Raw genomic sequence first — 17,827 nt, forward strand, 5'->3', positions numbered from 1 at the left:
TAGGACGTATGCGGGGCGCGTTTTCCGACAACGGAACCGAGAAAATCGATTATGATGGCCGCGATCAGCTCCAATCGCCTTCCGGCGTGCCGTTGAAACGCTTCTTCAGATCCTTCCAGCAGTCGATATAGTCCTCCTGCAAGGTCGGCAGTTCCGCGCCAAAGCGGCTCAGCATCTGCGGGAAACGCGTCTCGAACATGAAGGCCATGGTGTTGTCGAGCTTCACCGGCTTCAGTTCGGCCTTCGAGGCCTTCTCGAAGCCGGGCGCATCCGGACCATGCGCCAGCATCATGTTGTGCAGGCTCATGCCGCCAGGGACAAAACCTTCTTCCTTGGCGTCATACTGGCCATGGATCAGGCCCATGAACTCGCTCATGATGTTGCGGTGATACCAGGGCGGTCGGAAGGTGTTCTCCGCCACCATCCATCGCGGTGGGAAGATGACGAAGTCGACATTGGCCGTACCTTCCTCACCGGACGGCGCGGTAAGTACCGTGAAGATCGACGGGTCGGGATGATCGAACAGGAGCGCGCCGACGGGTGAAAACGTAGCAAGATCATATTTATATGGTGCGTAATTGCCATGCCACGCGACCACGTCGAGCGGTGAGTGATCGAGTTCCGTGACGTGGAACGAGCCGCACCATTTCACGATCAGCCGGCAGGGTTTTTCTTTTTCTTCAAACCACGCGCAGGGCGTCTTGAAGTCGCGCGGATTGGCCAGGCAGTTGGCACCGATCGGACCGCGATCGGGCATGGTGAACTTGGCGCCGTAGTTCTCGCAGATGTAGCCGCGCACTTCCGGATCGAGCAGTTCGACCTTGAACACCAATCCACGTGGGAGAACGCAGATCTCGCCAGGCCTCATTTCGATGACGCCCATCTCGGTGACGAAATTCAGCCGTCCCACCTGCGGCACCACCAGCATCTCGCCGTCGGCATTAAAGAAATGGTCGTCTACCATCGATGCGTTGGCGACATAGACATGAGCGGCCATGCCGCTTTGCCCGAGTGCGTCACCGGCCGTCGTCATGGTTCGGATACCGGCGATGAAATCGGTCGGTTCCGTCGGCATCGGCGTCGGATTCCAGCGATACTGGCCAAGCGCCAGTTCATGGTCGCCGACATTGGGAGCGGTCTTCCAGAACGGATAGCTCACTCCCTTGAAACGGCCGGTGTGCTTGACGCTCGGACGGATGCGGTAGAGCCAGGAGCGTTCGTTGGTACCGCGCGGCGCGGTGAAGGGTGAGCCAGACAGCTGCTCCGCATAAAGCCCGTAGGCCGGCCGCTGCGGTGAGTTGCGTCCCTGTGGCAGCGAGCCCGGCAGCGTCTCGGTTTCGAAATCATTGCCGAAACCCGGCATATAGGAAAAGGCCATAGCATCCTCCCGTGGTTGACCATAATGGTTACATCCGTAACTATCGAAAATGTAACTATCAACGGCGCATCGCTTCCTCAGAAGCTCGCCCGGAACGATCATCATGGCAAGACAAGACGACATCCTGGAGCTGGAAACCTTCCTGCCCTACCGGCTCTATCACCTGGCGGATCTGGTCAGTCGCGAATTCGCGCGCGTCTACAAGGACCGGCACGGCCTTACCCGCCCGGAATGGCGCACCCTGTCGGGGCTTGGTCAGTGCGGCGCAATGACTGCGAAAGCGCTTGGTGAACAATCCGCCATGCACAAGACCAAGGTCTCGCGTGCCGTGGCGGAACTGGAGCGGCGGCGCTGGCTGACCCGGTCGCCCGATGAGAAGGACCGGCGCGTCGAGCATCTGGCGCTGACCAAAGCGGGCCTTGCCGCCTATCGCGACATGGTACCGTTGGCGAAAGCGTTCGAACGGGAATTGCTGGCGCGGATCAATGAGCTGGATCGCGGAGCGCTGACTGTCGCGCTGGACGCCGTCGAAGCGGCGTTGTCGTTCACTCCACCCGACGCGGATAATGAAGGCGTGGCGGCAGGCGATGATGGACGACGCCGAGTCCGACAAGGCTGATACAGCCGACCAGGATTGTGCCGAACAGCGAGGCGCTCTGCAGGGGGGCGGCGATTGCAATCAGCGGCACCGCGCCGGCGGGCGGGTGGGTCACGCGAAGCATCGACATCAGTGCGATCGCGGCACCGACGGCCAGTGCGGCCACCGTCCAACTGGCCGGAAGCGCCAGGGCGGCGGCCACGCCCACCACAGTGGCCAACAGATAGCCACCGAACACATTGGCAGGCTGCGCCAGCGGGCTGGTGGGCTGGCCAAAGATCAGCACCGCAGTGGCTCCCAGCGGCGCCAACAACAGCGGTAGGTCGGTCAGCGCGGCAAGACCACCGACAGCGCCGATGCCGATAACCGCGCCGAGCCCGGATTTCGCATGCGAAAGCGGATGGCTGGACGGCTCATGGCGTGCTGTGAAGTGGCGGATATGGCGGCGCATAGTCGGAATTCCGGCTCTTACACATCACCCCGAAAATCCATTCGATTTCCGGGGCGAAGCGCTTGCACAATAAAGTTGCCTGCTTTAGCAAACGAGCCAGCAGCAAGGCAACGAACGTTATTCGAAAAAATCCACTGCTAAGAAAAAATTTTTCCTACCAGTCCATCACCACCTTGCCGGAATTACCGCTGCGCATGGCATCGAAGCCACTCTGGTAGTCGTCGATGCCGATACGGTGGGTGATCAGCCCGCTCACATCCAGCGGACCCTGCACCAGCGCGATCATCTTGTACCAAGTCTCGAACATCTCGCGGCCATAGATGCCCTTGAGATGCAGCATCTTGAAGATGACCTTGTTCCAGTCGATCTCGAAGCCGGTCGGTGCGATGCCGAGAATGGCGATCTTGCCGCCGTTGTTCATGGTGTCGATCATATCGCGGAAGGCAACTGCCGAGCCCGACATCTCCAGCCCGACATCAAAACCTTCGGTCATGCCTTCGTCATGCATGACATCGCGCAGCTTCTCCTTCGAGGCGTCGACGACATGATGCACGCCCATTTTTCTGGCCAGCGCCAGCCGGGTCGGGTTGATGTCGGTGATAACGACCTTGCGCGCGCCAACGCATTGCGCCACCAGCGCGCCCATGATGCCGATCGGCCCGGCGCCGGTCACCAGCACATCCTCGCCGACCAGATCGAAGGACAAAGCTGTATGAACAGCATTGCCGAGCGGATCGAAGATTGCCGCGATTTCGTCAGGGATGTCGTCAGGGATCGGCACGACATTGTGCTGCGGAATGGCGACATATTCGCCGAAAGACCCAGGCCGGTTGACGCCGACACCCAACGTGTTGCGGCACAGATGCCCCCTGCCCGCACGGCAGTTGCGGCAGTGGCCACAGACGATGTGGCCTTCACCCGATACGCGTTGGCCGACCTTGTATTCGGTTACGGCGGACCCGACATCGGCGATGGTGCCGACAAATTCATGTCCTGTCACCATCGGTACCGGCACAGTCTTCTGTGCCCATTGGTCCCAGTTGTAGATATGGACGTCGGTGCCGCAGATCGCCGACTTCTTGACCTTGATCAGCACATCGTTGGGGCCGATTTCGGGAACCGGCACGCGTTCCATCCAGATTCCCGGCTCGGCCTTTGCCTTCACCAGCGCGCGCATCATGTTGGACATTGTGTTCTTCCTCAGGAAATGACGCCGAGTTCCTTGCCAACCGCTTCGAATGCCGCAACCGCGCGATCGATATCGGCTGTGGAATGCGCCGCCGACATCTGCGTGCGGATGCGCGCCTGCCCCTTGGGCACAACAGGGAACGAAAAGCCGATGACGTAGATGCCACGCTCCAGCATCCTGGCGGCCATCTGCTGGGCCAGCGTCGCATCGCCAAGCATCACCGGGATGATCGGGTGGTCGGCACCGGCCAGCGTGTAGCCGAGCTTGCTCATCGAGGAGCGGAAATGCGACGCATTCGCGTAGAGCTTTTCACGCAGTGCGTCGCCCTTTTCGATGATGTCGAAAACCTTGAGCGACGCGGCGGCGATCGCCGGCATCAGCGTGTTGGAAAACAGATAGGGCCGCGAACGCTGGCGCAGCCAGTCCACCACCTGCCGTTTGCCCGACGTATAGCCGCCGGAGGCCCCGCCCAACGCCTTGCCGAGCGTACCGGTGATGATGTCCACCCTGCCCTCGACGCCGCAATGTTCGGCCGAGCCCCGGCCATGCTTGCCGACGAAGCCGACGGCATGGCTGTCGTCCACCATCACCATCGCCCCGTATTTCTCGGCGAGATCGCAGACCCCCTGCAGGTTGGCGATGATACCGTCCATGGAGAAGACGCCGTCGGTGGCGATCAGCTTGAAACGGCTGCCTTCCGCCTTCTTCAGCTCTTCCTCCAGCGCCGCCATGTCGTTGTTGGCATAACGGAACCGCTTGGCCTTGGAGAGACGCACGCCGTCGATGATCGAGGCGTGGTTCAGCGCATCCGAAATCACCGCGTCCTCCTCGCCGAGCAGTGTCTCGAACAATCCGCCATTGGCGTCGAAGCAGGAGCCGTAAAGGATCGTATCCTCAAGGCCGAGAAAGGAGGAAATCCTGGCTTCGAGCTGCTTGTGTTCTTCCTGCGTGCCGCAGATGAAGCGCACCGAGGCCATGCCGTAGCCATAGCGATCCAGCGCCGTCTGCGCGGACGCGCGCAAGTCTGCATTGTCGGCAAGGCCGAGATAGTTGTTGGCACAGAAATTCAAGACCTTCTCGCCGGCCACCTCGATCTCGGCCGACTGCATGGACGAGATGACCCGCTCTGATTTGTAGAGCCCTGCGGCCTTGAGGCCCGCCAATTCGGTGTCGAGATGGGAGAGAAAGTTATGGCTCATGAACGACGGACTCCCTTGAATCTGGCAACGCATACTGCGGCAGGCCGGCCGGAAGCTAGCATAAAAACGACCGCTGCAACTGCCGTTTCCTTCGCGGCACGCCGCGTTTCGCGCCGCTAACATGGCGGCTTAGTCTCACCAGGCCGGCCCCTTGAAGGAGCACCGTATGACCATCGCCTCCATCACCCTTTACCGGCAATGGCAACCGTTCCGGGACGGTACCTACACGTGCTCGGGTGGACGCAGTGCGGAAGGTTTCGATTCGACCATCGTCGAGATCGCCAGTAGCGATGGTGGCAAAGGTTATGGCGAGATGGCGCCACTGGGCTCTTTCTACGATCCGGCCTTTGCGGAAGGTGCTCGTGCCGCCATGCGCGAACTGGCGCCGCGCCTGATCGGCGAGGACGCTGCCGGCATCGAGATGCTCAACCGCCGCATGGATCTGCTGCTCAAGGGCCACCCCTATGCCAAGGCCGCCATCGACATGGCGCTGTGGGATCTCGCCGGCAGGCGCGCCGGTCTTTCCTTGGCCGCCATGGCCGGCGGTGCGGAAGGCATCAGCGTGCCGCTTTACCGTTCGCTGGCGCAGGAGAGCCCCGACGCGATGGCAGCCCGCGCCCGAAAATACATAGCCGAGGGTTATCAACGGCTGCAGGTCAAGGTCGGGCTCGATGTCAACGACGATATTGCACGCCTGGAAGCCGTACGCGCTGTGGTGCCTTCCGGTACCGTGCTGTTCTGCGACGCCAATGGCAGCTGGGGCACCGCGGAGACCCGACGCTTTCTGCAGGCGACGCACACGCTCGACTACACGCTGGAACAACCTTGTGGGAGCTACGAGGAAAATCTCGCGATCCGTCCGGCTTGCGACCGGCCGCTCGTGCTGGACGAGACCATCGACAGCACCGATGCCTTGTTGCGCGCCATCGCGGATCGGCTGGTCGACGGTATCACCATCAAGCTTGCCCGCGTCGGTGGACTGACCAAGGCAAAGCTGATCCGCGACATCGCCATCGCCCGGAACCTGAAGATCACCATCGAGGACACCGGCGGCGCGCAGATCGACACCGCCGCCTATTGCGGCCTGCTGCTGTCGACGCCTGAACTGCTGCGCCAGCACACGGTCGATTTTCACAACTGGGTCACGGTCGCCAACGGCAAGGCCGATTTCACCATAGCCGACGGTCGCATGACGCCGCCGCGCGGTCCCGGCCTTGGGGTCGAGGTGGATCCGGCGATGTTCGGCGAGCCGATCTTTCGATGTTGATCCGGTCGCATTCGATGCTGGCTTGCGCGGCCCCTTGGGGATAGAGCCTATCCCAAAGGAGCCCGCCCATGACGATAACGGAAAACCTGACCCAGCTCGGCACCAAGGTCGAGACGCCGAACAATCCTGACCATGCGGTGCTGGAGACCGTGCCATTCACGCGCGGCGACGGTCCGCCGGCGATCGTACGCTTCACCTGCCCCGAGTTCACCTCGCTCTGCCCCGTCACCGGCCAGCCGGATTTCGCGCACATCGTCATCGACTATGCGCCTGACACGCTGCTGGTTGAGTCCAAGTCCCTGAAACTGTTCCTCACCTCTTTCCGCAATCATGGCGCCTTCCATGAAGATTGCACGGTGATGATCGCGCGACGCGTCGTGGCAGCCACCAAACCGGTATGGCTGCGCATCGGCGGTTACTGGTACCCGCGCGGTGGTATTCCGATCGACGTGTTCTGGCAGACAGGCGAGCCGCCGAAAGGCGCATGGCTGCCCGACACCGGTGTCGCCCCCTATCGCGGCAGGGGCTGACTGCAGTTTCCCGATTGCGATGCTGGCCGGCAACGCCGATGTTACGAATTCATCCGCTCGCCGACGGCCTGCCAGTTGATCCGCTCCGACAGAACCGCCTCGATGTGTTCGGCCTTGCGGTTCTCGTAGTCGAGATAATAGGCATGTTCCCATAGATCGATGCCGGCGAGCGGTTTCAATCCATCGGGCAACGGGTTGCCGGCATCCTGGTAGCCCTTGATGGCCAGCTTGCCGTTGTCGGCGACAAGCCAGGCCCAGCCCGTGCCGAACACGGCGTCGCTTTCCTTTGCCATGGCCTTGAACAGCCCTTTTTCGTCACCGAAGTCGCGCTTGACCGCGTCGGCGAAGGCCCCGGCCGGTTTGGCCGGACCGCCCTTGAACTGCTGCCAGTAGAAGACATGGTTCCAGGCCTGGCCTGCCTGATTGAAAATCTTGTCCTTGCCGTCCTTCTTGGCGGCCACCACCACCTTTTCGAGCGTCATGTCCGCATAGGGCGTTCCGGGCACCAACTGGTTCAGCTTGTCGAAATAGGCCTTGTGATGCTTGCCGTAATGAAGACCCACCGTGCGGGCCGATATCTGGGGGGCCAGCGCGCTCTCGTCATAAGGCAACGGCGGCTGCTCGAACGGTTTCGCTGCGCGAAGGACGGAAGGGCGGGCCAGCGTTGCCGCAGCGGTGCCAGCGGCAAGCAGAAGGACGGAACGGCGTGTCGCAATCATTGTCTCGGCTCCTTGTTGGGGATCAGCTTGCCCAACGCGTGGCGCGCGCGCCCGTTCCCCGCAACAAACGCCATTGGGCCGAGATTTGAATGGCAGGGCCACGTCGCTGGTGCTGGTGTCACTCGCACTGGTACTGGCTGAGTGCCCACTCGCCGGTGACCGACAGAAGGTCGGTGATTTTCCAGGCACCTTCGACCTTCTTCAGTTTCCACTCCAGTCGATGTGGCTCGCTGCCTTCGACGAAGGCAACGACGACGCGAGCGTCGTCACCATTGATCGCCTCCAGCGACTTGAAGGTCTTTTCGAGCACAGCCTTGTCGTATGGAACCTGGTCGAGCGGCATGTTCTGGTCGAGACAATCACCCTGGCCGGATTTTTTAAGTGCTTCGTTCTTCTCAAGCACCGTCTTTGCCGGATCGACGAAGCGCTCATGATCGGCTGAAGCCAGATCCGCACCATCCGCGTAGAATGGCCTGACCTGCGCCGTTGGAGAATCCGGAGCGACAGCCGTGGCCAAATTGGACGCAGTTGGAGCCGCACCTGCAGATGCGGTCGGCGTGGTCGGTGCCTTGGCGCCCAGCAGTCCTTCCGCGCACGCACCGCCAACCGGGCCGCCTGCGACAATCCCGGCCAACAGCAAAGACAAAAAACGGCGTCTGCACACCATTGGCCTATTCCGGTTCTTCTCCACCCGAACAACCCAGTTCGCTGAGTTTCCAGCTGTTGCTCTTGGAGGCGATATCGGCGACCTTCCAGGAACCGTCGACCTGCCTGAGATCCCAGAGCATTTCACGTTTGGAATCATCACCTTCAGTAAAAAGGCTGAAGCTTGCCGTCACCGTCGCGTGGTCGCCGTCAATGGCTTCGGTGAGCTTCAGGCTGTCGGCGACGGTCTTGTCATCATAGTCCTGCGCGTCCAGTGCCGGATCGAAATCGATGCAAGCCACCTCGTCCGGATGTTTCTTGATGGCGGCGTCGTTGAGCTGGAACAGCTTGATGACGGGGTCGGTGAAGCGGTTCCGGTATTGCGGATCGGCGGCGAATTTGACCGGCGTGTAGAAAAACATCACCGCGTCCGATGCCGGTCCGGCCAAAGCGGAGCCTGAATACGTCAAAACGGAAAGTGCGAGCAGCAGTCCCAGCTTCATGATTCCCCCAATCCCGCGCGACAGGTGTAGTCTCTTCATAGCACGCATCGGTCATCTCGGCTTTTTTACGACCTGAAAATCGAACAGCGATTGGCCGCCGGCAACCAGGCCGGATTTCATGCCGCTGTCACCAAGCCTGCCTACCCTGCCGCGGTAACTGGCAATACAGAGGCTTTCATGATCACCCGACGCAACCTCCTCAAGATAGGCGGCACCGCCGCGATGTTCGCACCGTTCGGAGGTTTCACCATCGACGCAGCGGAAGCAGCCGACGGGGCGCCATTGTTCAAATTCGGCATCGTTGCCGATCCGCAATACGCACCCGTCGTGCCCAATCTCAAGCTCAACCGCTACTATTCGAACAGCCTGTGGAAGCTGTCGGAAGCAATCGAAGCCTTCAACAAGGAGGACCTGCGCTTCGTCGCGACGCTGGGCGACATCATCGACCGGCATTGGGAAAGCTACGCGCATATCCTCCCCCTCTACGACAAGCTGAAGCATGAGCGTTTCTTCCTGCTCGGCAATCACGACTATGACGTCGCAGCCGAATACCTGACTTCGGTCGTGCGCACCGCCGGCATGGAAAAGGCCTATTATGATTTCGCAGGCGGTGGCTACCGCTTCATCGTGCTCGACGGCAACGACGTCAGCCTGTTCGCGCCGCCGAAGGATGACCCGCGCCGTGAGGTAGCCGCCAAGCGGCTCGAGGAGTTGAAGGCAAAAGGCGCTGTCAATGCCCAGAGCTGGAACGGCTCGCTGAGCGACGAACAGTTCGCCTGGCTCGAGAAGACCATCAAGGCGGCGCAGGCGGCGAACGAGAGGGTGATCGTCATGGGTCACTATCCGGTCTATCCGGAAAATGAACACAACATGTGGGATTCGGAACGAATCGTGGAACTGCTGACCGGAGCCAGCAATGTCGTCGCCTGTTTCAACGGCCACAACCATGCCGGCAATTTCGGCGAGCTCAACGGCAAATACTTCCTCAATTTCAAGGGCATGGTCGACACACCTGCAACCAGCGCCTACTCGATCGTCGAAATCTATGATGACCGGATCGAGATTCGTGGCTTCGGGCGCGAGGAAAACCGATCCTTGAAAATCCAAAGCGCATAGGTTTGGCCGGATAAACTGGAATCGGCGGGAAATCCCCGCCGATTTCGCTGTGGTCTTTGCGTGAAATGGCCCGGCGCGGTTGTTCGCCGCCTTGGCGAATCCCGCTATAGTCCGGCCATGTCCATCCGCCAACTTTCCGAAACGATGATCAACCAGATCGCTGCGGGCGAGGTCATCGAGCGTCCTGCCAGCGTAGTCAAGGAACTGGTGGAGAACGCACTGGACGCCGGCGCTGGCCGCGTCGAGATCGTCACCGCCGGCGGCGGGCTCAATTTGATCCGTGTCACCGATGACGGATTTGGCATTCCTGAACCGGAACTGGCGCTTGCCGTGGCGCGCCACTGCACCTCGAAACTTTCCGACGACATCAATGACATCCGCTCGCTCGGCTTTCGCGGCGAGGCTTTGCCCTCGATCGGTTCCGTAGCGCGGCTGTCTATCCGCTCACGCACCGCACAAGGCGACAGCGCTGCCGAAATCAGCATCGAGGGCGGACGCGTGGCGCCCGTACGGCCGGCGGCTGCCAACCGCGGCACGACGGTGGAGGTGCGCGACCTGTTCTTCGCAACGCCCGCCCGGCTGAAATTCATGAAAGGCGAACGCGCCGAAAGTTCGGCCACCAGCGACGTCATCAAGCGCATCGCGATTGCCTTCCCTGCTGTACGGTTCACGCTGGCCGGTTCGGATCGCTCGACGCTGGAACTGCCGGCAACGGACGACAGCCCGGAGGGACAATTGCGCCGGCTGGCGCAGGTGATGGGGTCCGAATTTCCGGACAATTCCATAGCCGTGGATGCCATGCGCGAAGGTGTCCGGCTGACCGGCCACGTCTCGATCCCCTCTTTCACGCGCGCCAATGCCCTGCAGCAATACGCCTATGTCAACGGCCGCCCGGTGCGTGACAAGCTGATCGCCGGCGCCATCCGCGGCGCCTATATGGACGTGCTGCCACGCGATCGGCACGCCGTAGTGGCGCTGTTCCTGACGCTCGATCCAGCGACCGTCGATGTCAACGTGCATCCGGCCAAGGCAGACGTGCGCTTCCGCGATCCCGGCCTGGTGCGCGGCTTGATCGTCGGCGCGATCCGCGAGGCGCTGACGAGCGCCGGTGTGCGGGCGGCAACAACCGGAGCCGCCGGCATGATGGCCGCTTTCAGGCCCGGGGCTACGAGCTTCGACCATGGCGGCCCGACCAACGGCCATCGCAGCTACGAAGCGGCTTATCGCACTTCCGGACCGGTGGGATTCGATGCCATGCGCTCGCTGCAGCGGCCGCTCGATATGGGCTTTCGCGAACACGACCAGCAGGCCTTCGACACCGGACCAGCGGTGAGTGCCGATGCCCGCGCCAGCCAGGTAGAGGCCACCGAAACCCTGCTGGGAGCGACGCTGGGCGCCGCGCGCGCGCAGGTGCATGAAAACTACATCGTCGCGCAAACCAGGGATTCGCTGGTCATCGTCGACCAGCATGCCGCGCATGAGCGGCTGGTCTATGAGGCGCTGAAAAATGCGCTGCATTCCCGCCCGGTGCCTGCGCAGATGCTGCTTCTGCCGGAAATCGTCGACCTGCCCGAAGACGACGCCGAACGGCTGGCCGTGCATGCCGAGACGCTAAAGCGCTTCGGCCTTGGCGTCGAGCGTTTCGGTCCGGGAGCGATCGCTGTGCGCGAAACACCAGCAATGCTGGGCGAAACCGATGTCCAGCAGCTTGTCCGCGACCTGGCGGACGAGATCGCCGACAACGACACCACCGAAACGCTGACGGAGCGCCTCTATCACATCGCCGCCACCATGGCCTGCCACGGCTCGGTGCGCTCGGGCCGCCTGCTCAAGCCCGACGAAATGAACGCTCTGCTGCGCCAGATGGAGGCGACACCGGGATCCGGTACGTGTAACCACGGCCGCCCGACCTATATCGAATTGAAGCTGGCCGACATCGAGCGATTGTTCGGCAGGCGATAAAAGCCTCCCTTCAGCCTATCGCTTCATGTTGACGATGATCACGCCGCCGAGTGCCAGCACGCCGCCGATGATGCCAAGCGTCGTCGGCACCTCACCGAGCCAGGCGAAGCCGATCACCGTCGCCACCGGTGAAACCAGATAGAGGTAGTTGGAGGCACGTGCGGCCGGCAGGCGCGACAGGGCTGTCGCCCAGGCGGCGTAGGAGATGAAGCTCGGGATGATGCCGAGATAGATGACCGCGCCGAGGCCTGCCGTGTCGGCATGTGAAGCCTGGACAAGGCTTTCGGGAAAGAACGGCGCCAAGCACAGCGCGCCGAGCACCATGTTCCATGCCGAAACCGTCAGCGGATGATGACGTGAAAACAGTGGCTTCTGCACGATCGTGTTGACAGAGGAACACAGCGCCGAGCCCAGGATCAGCAACGCGCCGGTGTTGAACGTCAGTCCGTTGCCCTCACCCATGGCGATGACGCCGATGCCGGCGAAAGAGACGAACGTGCCCAGCCAGGCCAGTACCGGGAATCGCTCGCCGAGCAGGAACATCGCCATGATGGCCGTGAAGATCGGGCTGACATTGATGATGAAAGCTGCCGCTCCGGCCGACACGGTGGTCTCGCCGATATTCAGCATCGCCGTGTAAAGCGCGACAAAAATCGCGCCGCCGACGCCGAAGCGCCACAGCTCGTTGAGCTTGGGCAATGCCGGACGTTTGATCGCGAGGAAGATCGCGGCGGGCACGGCGGCAATGGCAAAGCGCAGCGCGCCGAGTTCCAGCGGTCCGAACGCAGCGAGACCGGCGCGGATCGCCGGAAAGGCAGATGCCCAACCGACCACGGTGAGTGCCACGGCCAGCATTGCGGTGACATCTGTCCGTTGTTCCGAATTCGCCATGCTCATTGGTGCACTCATCGTCTTTCTCCACGCCAACTGTTGGTCGCGGTCGCAGAAAACGCTTTTCCGGTGCCGTTGACAAACGACGAAATCGAGGATGAGCTGTGAGTATGGATCACAGCTTGGATGTACTGCCTCCACTCGAAACCCTGCGCGCCTTCGACGCAGCGGCCAAGACAGGCAGCTTTTCAGCCGCTGCGGAGAAGCTCAACGTCACCCATGGCGCGGTCAGCCGCCAGATTGCGCGGCTGGAAGACTGGTTCGGTCTGAAGTTGTTCGAGCGCGGCGCGCGTGGCGTCTCGTTGACCATCGAAGGCAATAGGCTGCATCTGCGCACCAGCGAGGCCTTTGCGCTGATCGCCTCCAATTCCGACCGCTGGGTCGAACCTAGAGGCTCCGCGGTGGTGCGACTGGCGACCATTCCTTCCATCAGCGGACTCTGGCTGATGCCGCGCATGGCGCAACTGGAAAGCGGTGATCCGAAGATCAGGATCGTGCTCGATGTCGACAACCGCCAGATCGACCTCGCCGACGAAGGCATTGACCTTTCCATCCGCTGCGGGCGTGGGCGCATACCCGAGCGCATCGCCATGCAATTGTTCGAGGAACACATGTTCCCGATCGCCTCACCGGAACTGGCGAAGGAGATTGATACCGGCGACGCCGCGCGGCTCCTGAAGTACCCGCTGATCCACGATTCCGACGCCGCCGGCTGGCGCGCCTGGTTCGGCGAACAAGGCGTCGACTACCGTCCCCGCCCGCAGGATCGCCGTTTCGAGGATTATAATCTTGTGCTGGATGCCGCCGCCTATGGGCTCGGCATTGCGCTTGCCCGACCGCCTCTGGCCGAAGGCCAGGTCGCGGCAGGACGCGTTGTGGCCGTCGACAAGCGTACAGCACTCAATCCCGTGTCCTATTGGCTCGATCGCCCGGTCGGAAAACCGCGTGCCGCAGCCGCTGAACTCGCCCGACGTATCGCCGATGCGGCTAGCGTGCCGTCCGAACGCTTCCAGAGCTTTCTGGCCGCCGAGCGCTAACCACCCTGCAATTTCCTGGCAAGCGCGTCGCCCGCCACAACGATTTGTGCCCGTGGCAACCCGGCACCCCGAGCCCTGGCCGGCTTCGAACCACTTGAGCCTGCAAAGCAATTCCAGGAAAAGTGTGTAACGGGTTTCCGTCCGGAATTGCGTAAAAACAATGAGTTGAAGCGTGTTCGTTAGAAACTAAAACACCAGTAGGACGACCAGCAGCAACAACGCGAACGCCGCAAGCCCAAAGCCTAGCGCGCGGCCACTGAACACCGCTTTCAGCGGAACTTCCTTCGATTTCTCGCGCGTTGCTTTCGCTTGCGCGGGGCGCCGCCTTCCGATCGCAACCTCGTCCGTCCGCGCCTGTCCAGCCGCGGCCGAAAGCGGCAAGGCAAGCGCATAAGCCGGCATGGGTTGGGCGCGGATGCTGGAAGCCGCGTCGTCTCGAGCAACCGGCTGCCCTGAGAGGGGCTGGGGGCCGGTTTCCGCGTCAGCGCCTCTCGCCAACGACGGGCGCGAGCCGATCGACGACGTTTCGGTTTCCTGCAGTTCGAACGCTGCTCGGTAGGCTTCGATGATCCGCGACGAAGCTTCCTTCTGCGCTGCTGCATTTCCAGCCGGCACGACGAGCGGCGGCGCCAGCGACGCCATCGGCTCGGCGCCGAGTGGCGGGCGTGGCGTCGCCAATGTCCTGATCAAGGCCGCCTTGGCTGGATCGGACCGCGCCGTCTGCAACGGCACATCGCCGGCGGTTGCCTGCTTGAGCAGCGAAGCAAGACGGGAGATGGCAGTGACCATGGCGATCCGACAGGCGTTTTGCTCCACAATAAGCCGTCAGAGTTGTGCGAAGCTGGCCCCACGCTTGACCTTGTCCGCGTTTTATGGCGGAAACGCCGAAGGTCACGAACTCAACAAGACCATATGAACACAGGTCTGTCGCGATGATGAACCGTTTCGAAGGCCCCGGTGGCCGGGAAGCCCGCATCCGCTATCTCGATGGCGATTTCCAGGTCACCAGCCCGGGCGCCTTCGTGCGCTGCGCCGTAACCGGCGAGAGCATCGCCCTGGACGAGTTGAAATACTGGAGCGTCGCCAGGCAGGAGCCCTATGTCAGCGCCGCCGCCTCCCTGCAGCGCGAAATCGAAGCCAATCCGGATTTACGCAAGCGTAAGTGACCAATGGCGATTCCCTTGCGGGAAGAAGAAGAGGAGCCGTGCTTACCCGCCGATCCGCCGTCTTCGCCATGCTTCGAGCGTCTCATCGACAATACGCTGCGGCGTGTGGTCGGGCTCGAATACCGTCTCGATTTCGAGCACGCTGAGTTTTTCAAGGAATCCGGGCGGGGTCGTGCCGTGACGCAGGCGTGCGGCATCCTTGGCAGTGGTGACGAGGCCGAGATCCGCCGCCTTGGCGGTGGAGAGCAGTTCCGCCAGTTCGTCCTCGGCATAGACGTGATGATCTGGGAATGAACGGCTGAGTGCCACTTTGCCGCCGGCCTCCGCCACCGTGTCGTAGAATTTTTCCGGATGGCCGATGCCCGCGAAGGCCAGCAGCCGTTTGCCGGCAAGTGCCTTGGCGTCGCGCGGCCGGGCGCGTGCGGCAAAGATCGGCTTGCCGGCACGTGCAGCCTGCCGCACGACAGCGTCGGCAGCGGTGCCCTCGCCCATCCTGAGCAGCGCATTCGCGTAAAGAAGCTGGGTCAGAACCGGTGCCCTGAGCGGCCCACCTGGAATGACACGACCGTTGCCCAGCCCATAACGGGCATCCACCACGACCAGCGCGAAATCGATGTGAACGCGCGCGCTCTGGAAGCCGTCGTCCATGATGAGGAAGTCGCAGCCCTCTTTTTCGATCAGCATGCGCGCACCAGCGGCGCGGTTCGGCGATACCGCCACCGGCGCGTGTTCAGCCAGAAGCAGCGGCTCGTCACCGACATGTTTGGCCGCATCGTTGTGCGGATCGACGATATGCGGCTCGGCAAAAGAGCCGCCGTGACCACGCGACAGGAATCCGGGTTTCAACCCTTGCTGCCGCGCATGCCCTGCCAACGCGATGGCGACTGGAGTCTTGCCGGAACCGCCAACCGTGAAATTTCCAACGCAAAGCACTGGTACGTCGATCTTTTCGCGTTTCGCGGAGCGCATGCGGCGACCAGCGATCGCGCCGTAGATCCAGGACAATGGCGACAGTGCACGGGCGCGCCAATCCGGTTTTTCCCACCAGAACGGCGGCGCTTCGCTCGCCATGCTCAGCGGCCTCCCGCCACCTTGAGGCGGGCCTTGACGACAAGCGGCTGGATATAGGGCTCCAGCGCCCTCTGCGTGGTAGCCAACGCGCCGCGCATCTGCTCGACGGTCGCCGCGCCTGCCGCCATCATCTCGCGGCGTGCGGTTTCATTGGTGAGCAGGAAATTGACAGCGCCGGCCAGCATCGGTCGATCACGCACCAACTTGGCGGCGCCGGCATCCAACAGCTTTTGATAGGAATCGCGGAAATTCTGCACGTTGCGGCCGGCGAGCACCGCTGTGTCGAGCATGGCCGGCTCCAGCGGATTCTGCCCGCCCTCCGAGGTCAGGGAACGACCGACAAAGGCGATCTCGGTGAGCCTGAGATAAAGCCCCATTTCACCGATCGTATCGCCGAGCAGGATGTCGACATCGGGCGTGATCTGGTCGTCGAGGCTGCGCCGTGCGACCGTAAGCCCCATGCCGGCAAGCGTCTCGACAAGGTCTCCCGCACGCTCGGGATGGCGCGGCACGATGATGCTGAGCAGGCCGGGATGGCGCGACGCCAGCGTCTTGTGCACTTCGGCGGCGATCACCTCCTCGCCGTCATGGGTCGAGATGGCAGCCCAGGTCGGGCGCCCATCGATCTGACGGCTGAGCAGGGTAAGCTCGCCTTCGTCCACTGGCGGTGGCGGCGTATCCACCTTGAGGTTGCCGGAAACCGTCACCGGCCGCGCGCCGAGCGCCCGGAAACGCTCGCCATCGACTTCCGATTGAGCGACAACATGGGCGAGGTTCTCGAACAAAGCCTCGGCGATGTTGGAACGCTTCTTCCACGAAGCGAAGGAACGATCGGACAGGCGCCCGTTGACCAGCACTTGCGGCACGCTGCGCGCACCGAGTTCCAGGATGGTGTTCGGCCAGATCTCGGACTCGGCGATGATGACAAGATCCGGGTACCAGTGGTTGAGGAAGCGGCTCACCGCCGGTCTCAGATCCAGTGGCACATACTGATGAATGACACGCTCGCCCAGCCGTTCCGCGACCAGCTTGGCTGAAGTGACGGTTCCGGTGGTCAGCACCACCGTAACGCCGTAGTCGAGGATCGATCGGACCAGCGGCACCACCGCATTGGTTTCGCCAACACTTGCTGCATGCACCCAGATCAGCGGCCCATCGGGCCTGGACCGGCTGGCGACGCCGTAGCGTTCGCGGCTGCGAGTACGGTCTTCCTTCCCCTTGGAAGCCCGCCACGCGACATAGGGGCCGGCGAGCGGATAGGCGGCCGAGCCGGCGGCGCGGTAGAGCGACAGCATCATGCGGGCCCACCGCTCGCTCATCGCGTATCCACCAGATGATAGGCTTTCGTCGTAACGGCATTGAGCGCGTCCGTGAGTTCGACGCGCTTGCGCTCCATCTCGGCCTCGTCGGCGTTGTTCGCCACGAAGATCGGCTCGCCGGCCGCGACCGCCGAACGGCCAAACGGCAGGTTGATGGTTGTCTTGTCCCAGCTCTTCTCCAGCACCTTGCGGCGGCTGGTGGCAAGGGCTGCCGGAATGATCGGACGGCCCGACAGCTTGGCAAGCAGGATGACACCGAGGCCGGCATCGCGTGGCGTGCCATGCGGAATGTCGGCTATCATGCAGACATTCTTGCCGGCCATCAGGGATTTCTTCAGTGCGATCAGTGCCTTGGCGCCACCCTTGTCGATATGGCGGGCATCCGCCCGGCCGCCGGAACCGCGCACGGTCTCGATACCGAAGCGCTCGATCACCTGTGCGTTGATCTCGGCGTCGGCACTGCGCGACACCATGGCAACCAGCCCGCGCTTCGAGGGGTAGAAGGCCGGCATCAGGATATGCTGGCCATGCCACAGCGCGATGATGCCAGGCTCGATGCCTTCATATTCCTTGTCGCTGAATTTGGCGGACTGGGCGAGGCGCGGATTGGTGAGCCGGATAAAGCGCATGGTCAGCGTGAACAGGCTGACGATCAGGCTCTTGACGAAACGCGATTGCGCGAGCGGCTCGCGCACCTTCTTCCACAGCGGCTTCAGCGCGCTGTTGGAGCGCTTCCTTTCGGCCGCGGGCCGATCAGCCTGCGGTTTCGCCACGTGCTCTTCCATC

The 17,827-nt window shown here is 62.3% G+C and carries 19 protein-coding genes; 7 read left to right on the forward strand and 12 right to left on the reverse strand.

Translation table 11 applies throughout. The annotated features are described in order from the left end of the window. Positions 1-64: 64 nt before the first annotated feature. Positions 65-1,378, reverse strand: coding sequence for a homogentisate 1,2-dioxygenase (gene hmgA, locus AO692_RS15880; protein WP_054311014.1), 1,314 nt, complete (start codon positions 1,376-1,378; stop codon positions 65-67). A gap of 103 nt (positions 1,379-1,481) precedes the next feature. Here hmgA and AO692_RS15885 point away from each other — a divergent pair, with 103 nt between their 5' ends. After that, on the forward strand, positions 1,482-1,997 hold the full coding sequence (locus AO692_RS15885; protein WP_054311015.1) for a MarR family transcriptional regulator: 516 nt from the start codon (positions 1,482-1,484) through the stop codon (positions 1,995-1,997). Here the strand turns inward: AO692_RS15885 and AO692_RS15890 are convergent. The 3 genes from AO692_RS15890 to AO692_RS15900 all read right to left on the reverse strand — a co-directional run bounded on the left by AO692_RS15890 (position 1,924) and on the right by AO692_RS15900 (position 4,815). After that, entirely contained in the window at positions 1,924-2,427 is a 504-nt protein-coding gene (locus AO692_RS15890) for an HPP family protein (RefSeq protein ID WP_054311016.1), read from the reverse strand. The genes AO692_RS15885 and AO692_RS15890 overlap by 74 nt on opposite strands. A 154-nt stretch (positions 2,428-2,581) precedes the next feature. Continuing rightward, complete coding sequence (tdh, locus tag AO692_RS15895) at positions 2,582-3,616, reverse strand: L-threonine 3-dehydrogenase (protein ID WP_054311017.1); 1,035 nt, start codon at positions 3,614-3,616, stop codon at positions 2,582-2,584. Positions 3,617-3,627: 11 nt separating this feature from the next. Beyond that, the gene (locus tag AO692_RS15900) at positions 3,628-4,815 is read right to left on the reverse strand and encodes a glycine C-acetyltransferase (protein ID WP_054311018.1); all 1,188 of its coding nucleotides are present in this window, start codon (positions 4,813-4,815) and stop codon (positions 3,628-3,630) included. 166 nt (positions 4,816-4,981) lie between these two features. On the opposite strand from AO692_RS15900, the gene AO692_RS15905 reads away from it, so the two are divergent. Both AO692_RS15905 and queF read left to right on the forward strand, forming a co-directional pair. After that, a complete protein-coding gene (locus AO692_RS15905; RefSeq protein ID WP_054311019.1) occupies positions 4,982-6,082 on the forward strand; it encodes a mandelate racemase/muconate lactonizing enzyme family protein in 1,101 nt (366 codons plus the stop codon). A gap of 68 nt (positions 6,083-6,150) precedes the next feature. Then, positions 6,151-6,612 (forward strand): preQ(1) synthase, encoded by a 462-nt coding sequence (gene queF, locus AO692_RS15910; RefSeq protein ID WP_054311020.1) that lies wholly within the window; start codon positions 6,151-6,153, stop codon positions 6,610-6,612. Between the two features lie 41 nt (positions 6,613-6,653). Here the strand turns inward: queF and AO692_RS15915 are convergent, their stop codons facing one another. The 3 genes from AO692_RS15915 to AO692_RS15925 all read right to left on the reverse strand — a co-directional run bounded on the left by AO692_RS15915 (position 6,654) and on the right by AO692_RS15925 (position 8,479). Beyond that, positions 6,654-7,331 carry a superoxide dismutase gene (locus AO692_RS15915; RefSeq protein ID WP_054311021.1) on the reverse strand — a complete coding sequence of 226 codons (678 nt, stop codon included), beginning with the start codon at positions 7,329-7,331 and terminating at the stop codon, positions 6,654-6,656. Between the two features lie 118 nt (positions 7,332-7,449). After that, the gene (locus tag AO692_RS15920) at positions 7,450-7,977 is read right to left on the reverse strand and encodes a hypothetical protein (RefSeq protein WP_244483372.1); all 528 of its coding nucleotides are present in this window, start codon (positions 7,975-7,977) and stop codon (positions 7,450-7,452) included. A gap of 25 nt (positions 7,978-8,002) precedes the next feature. Beyond that, positions 8,003-8,479 (reverse strand): DUF3828 domain-containing protein, encoded by a 477-nt coding sequence (locus AO692_RS15925; protein WP_054311022.1) that lies wholly within the window; start codon positions 8,477-8,479, stop codon positions 8,003-8,005. Between the two features lie 177 nt (positions 8,480-8,656). On the opposite strand from AO692_RS15925, the gene AO692_RS15930 reads away from it, so the two are divergent. Together AO692_RS15930 and mutL are read left to right on the forward strand one after the other, a co-directional pair. Then, positions 8,657-9,595: a metallophosphoesterase gene (locus AO692_RS15930; protein ID WP_054311223.1), complete on the forward strand. Its 939-nt coding sequence runs from the start codon at positions 8,657-8,659 to the stop codon at positions 9,593-9,595. A gap of 117 nt (positions 9,596-9,712) precedes the next feature. Continuing rightward, on the forward strand, positions 9,713-11,557 hold the full coding sequence (mutL, locus tag AO692_RS15935; protein ID WP_054311224.1) for a DNA mismatch repair endonuclease MutL: 1,845 nt from the start codon (positions 9,713-9,715) through the stop codon (positions 11,555-11,557). Between the two features lie 15 nt (positions 11,558-11,572). Here mutL and AO692_RS15940 read toward each other — a convergent pair whose 3' ends face one another. Next, positions 11,573-12,466, reverse strand: a complete 894-nt coding sequence (locus AO692_RS15940; RefSeq protein ID WP_054311023.1) for a DMT family transporter — start codon at positions 12,464-12,466, stop codon at positions 11,573-11,575. A 92-nt stretch (positions 12,467-12,558) separates the two neighbouring features. On the opposite strand from AO692_RS15940, the gene AO692_RS15945 reads away from it, so the two are divergent. Then, the gene (locus AO692_RS15945; RefSeq protein ID WP_054311024.1) at positions 12,559-13,485 is read left to right on the forward strand and encodes a LysR substrate-binding domain-containing protein; all 927 of its coding nucleotides are present in this window, start codon (positions 12,559-12,561) and stop codon (positions 13,483-13,485) included. A 186-nt stretch (positions 13,486-13,671) separates the two neighbouring features. Here AO692_RS15945 and AO692_RS15950 read toward each other — a convergent pair whose 3' ends face one another. Beyond that, the gene (locus tag AO692_RS15950; RefSeq protein WP_054311025.1) at positions 13,672-14,274 is read right to left on the reverse strand and encodes a hypothetical protein; all 603 of its coding nucleotides are present in this window, start codon (positions 14,272-14,274) and stop codon (positions 13,672-13,674) included. A gap of 143 nt (positions 14,275-14,417) precedes the next feature. On the opposite strand from AO692_RS15950, the gene AO692_RS15955 reads away from it, so the two are divergent. Continuing rightward, on the forward strand, positions 14,418-14,651 hold the full coding sequence (locus tag AO692_RS15955) for a DUF2093 domain-containing protein (protein WP_054311026.1): 234 nt from the start codon (positions 14,418-14,420) through the stop codon (positions 14,649-14,651). Between the two features lie 42 nt (positions 14,652-14,693). Here AO692_RS15955 and lpxK read toward each other — a convergent pair whose 3' ends face one another. From lpxK to AO692_RS15970, 3 genes are read right to left on the reverse strand one after another with little or no spacing between them, the layout of a single operon-like run. Continuing rightward, positions 14,694-15,722: a tetraacyldisaccharide 4'-kinase gene (gene lpxK / locus AO692_RS15960; protein WP_054311027.1), complete on the reverse strand. Its 1,029-nt coding sequence runs from the start codon at positions 15,720-15,722 to the stop codon at positions 14,694-14,696. Between the two features lie 2 nt (positions 15,723-15,724). Beyond that, positions 15,725-17,041, reverse strand: coding sequence for a lipid IV(A) 3-deoxy-D-manno-octulosonic acid transferase (gene waaA / locus AO692_RS15965; RefSeq protein WP_054311028.1), 1,317 nt, complete (start codon positions 17,039-17,041; stop codon positions 15,725-15,727). Further along, positions 17,038-17,826, reverse strand: coding sequence for a lysophospholipid acyltransferase family protein (locus AO692_RS15970; RefSeq protein WP_054311029.1), 789 nt, complete (start codon positions 17,824-17,826; stop codon positions 17,038-17,040). Before AO692_RS15970 ends, waaA begins: the two co-directional genes overlap by 4 nt. Position 17,827 lies beyond the last annotated feature (1 nt).

Origin of the sequence: Mesorhizobium sp. 1M-11 (assembly GCF_001303895.1) — a bacterium.
GTDB lineage: Bacteria > Pseudomonadota > Alphaproteobacteria > Rhizobiales > Rhizobiaceae > Mesorhizobium.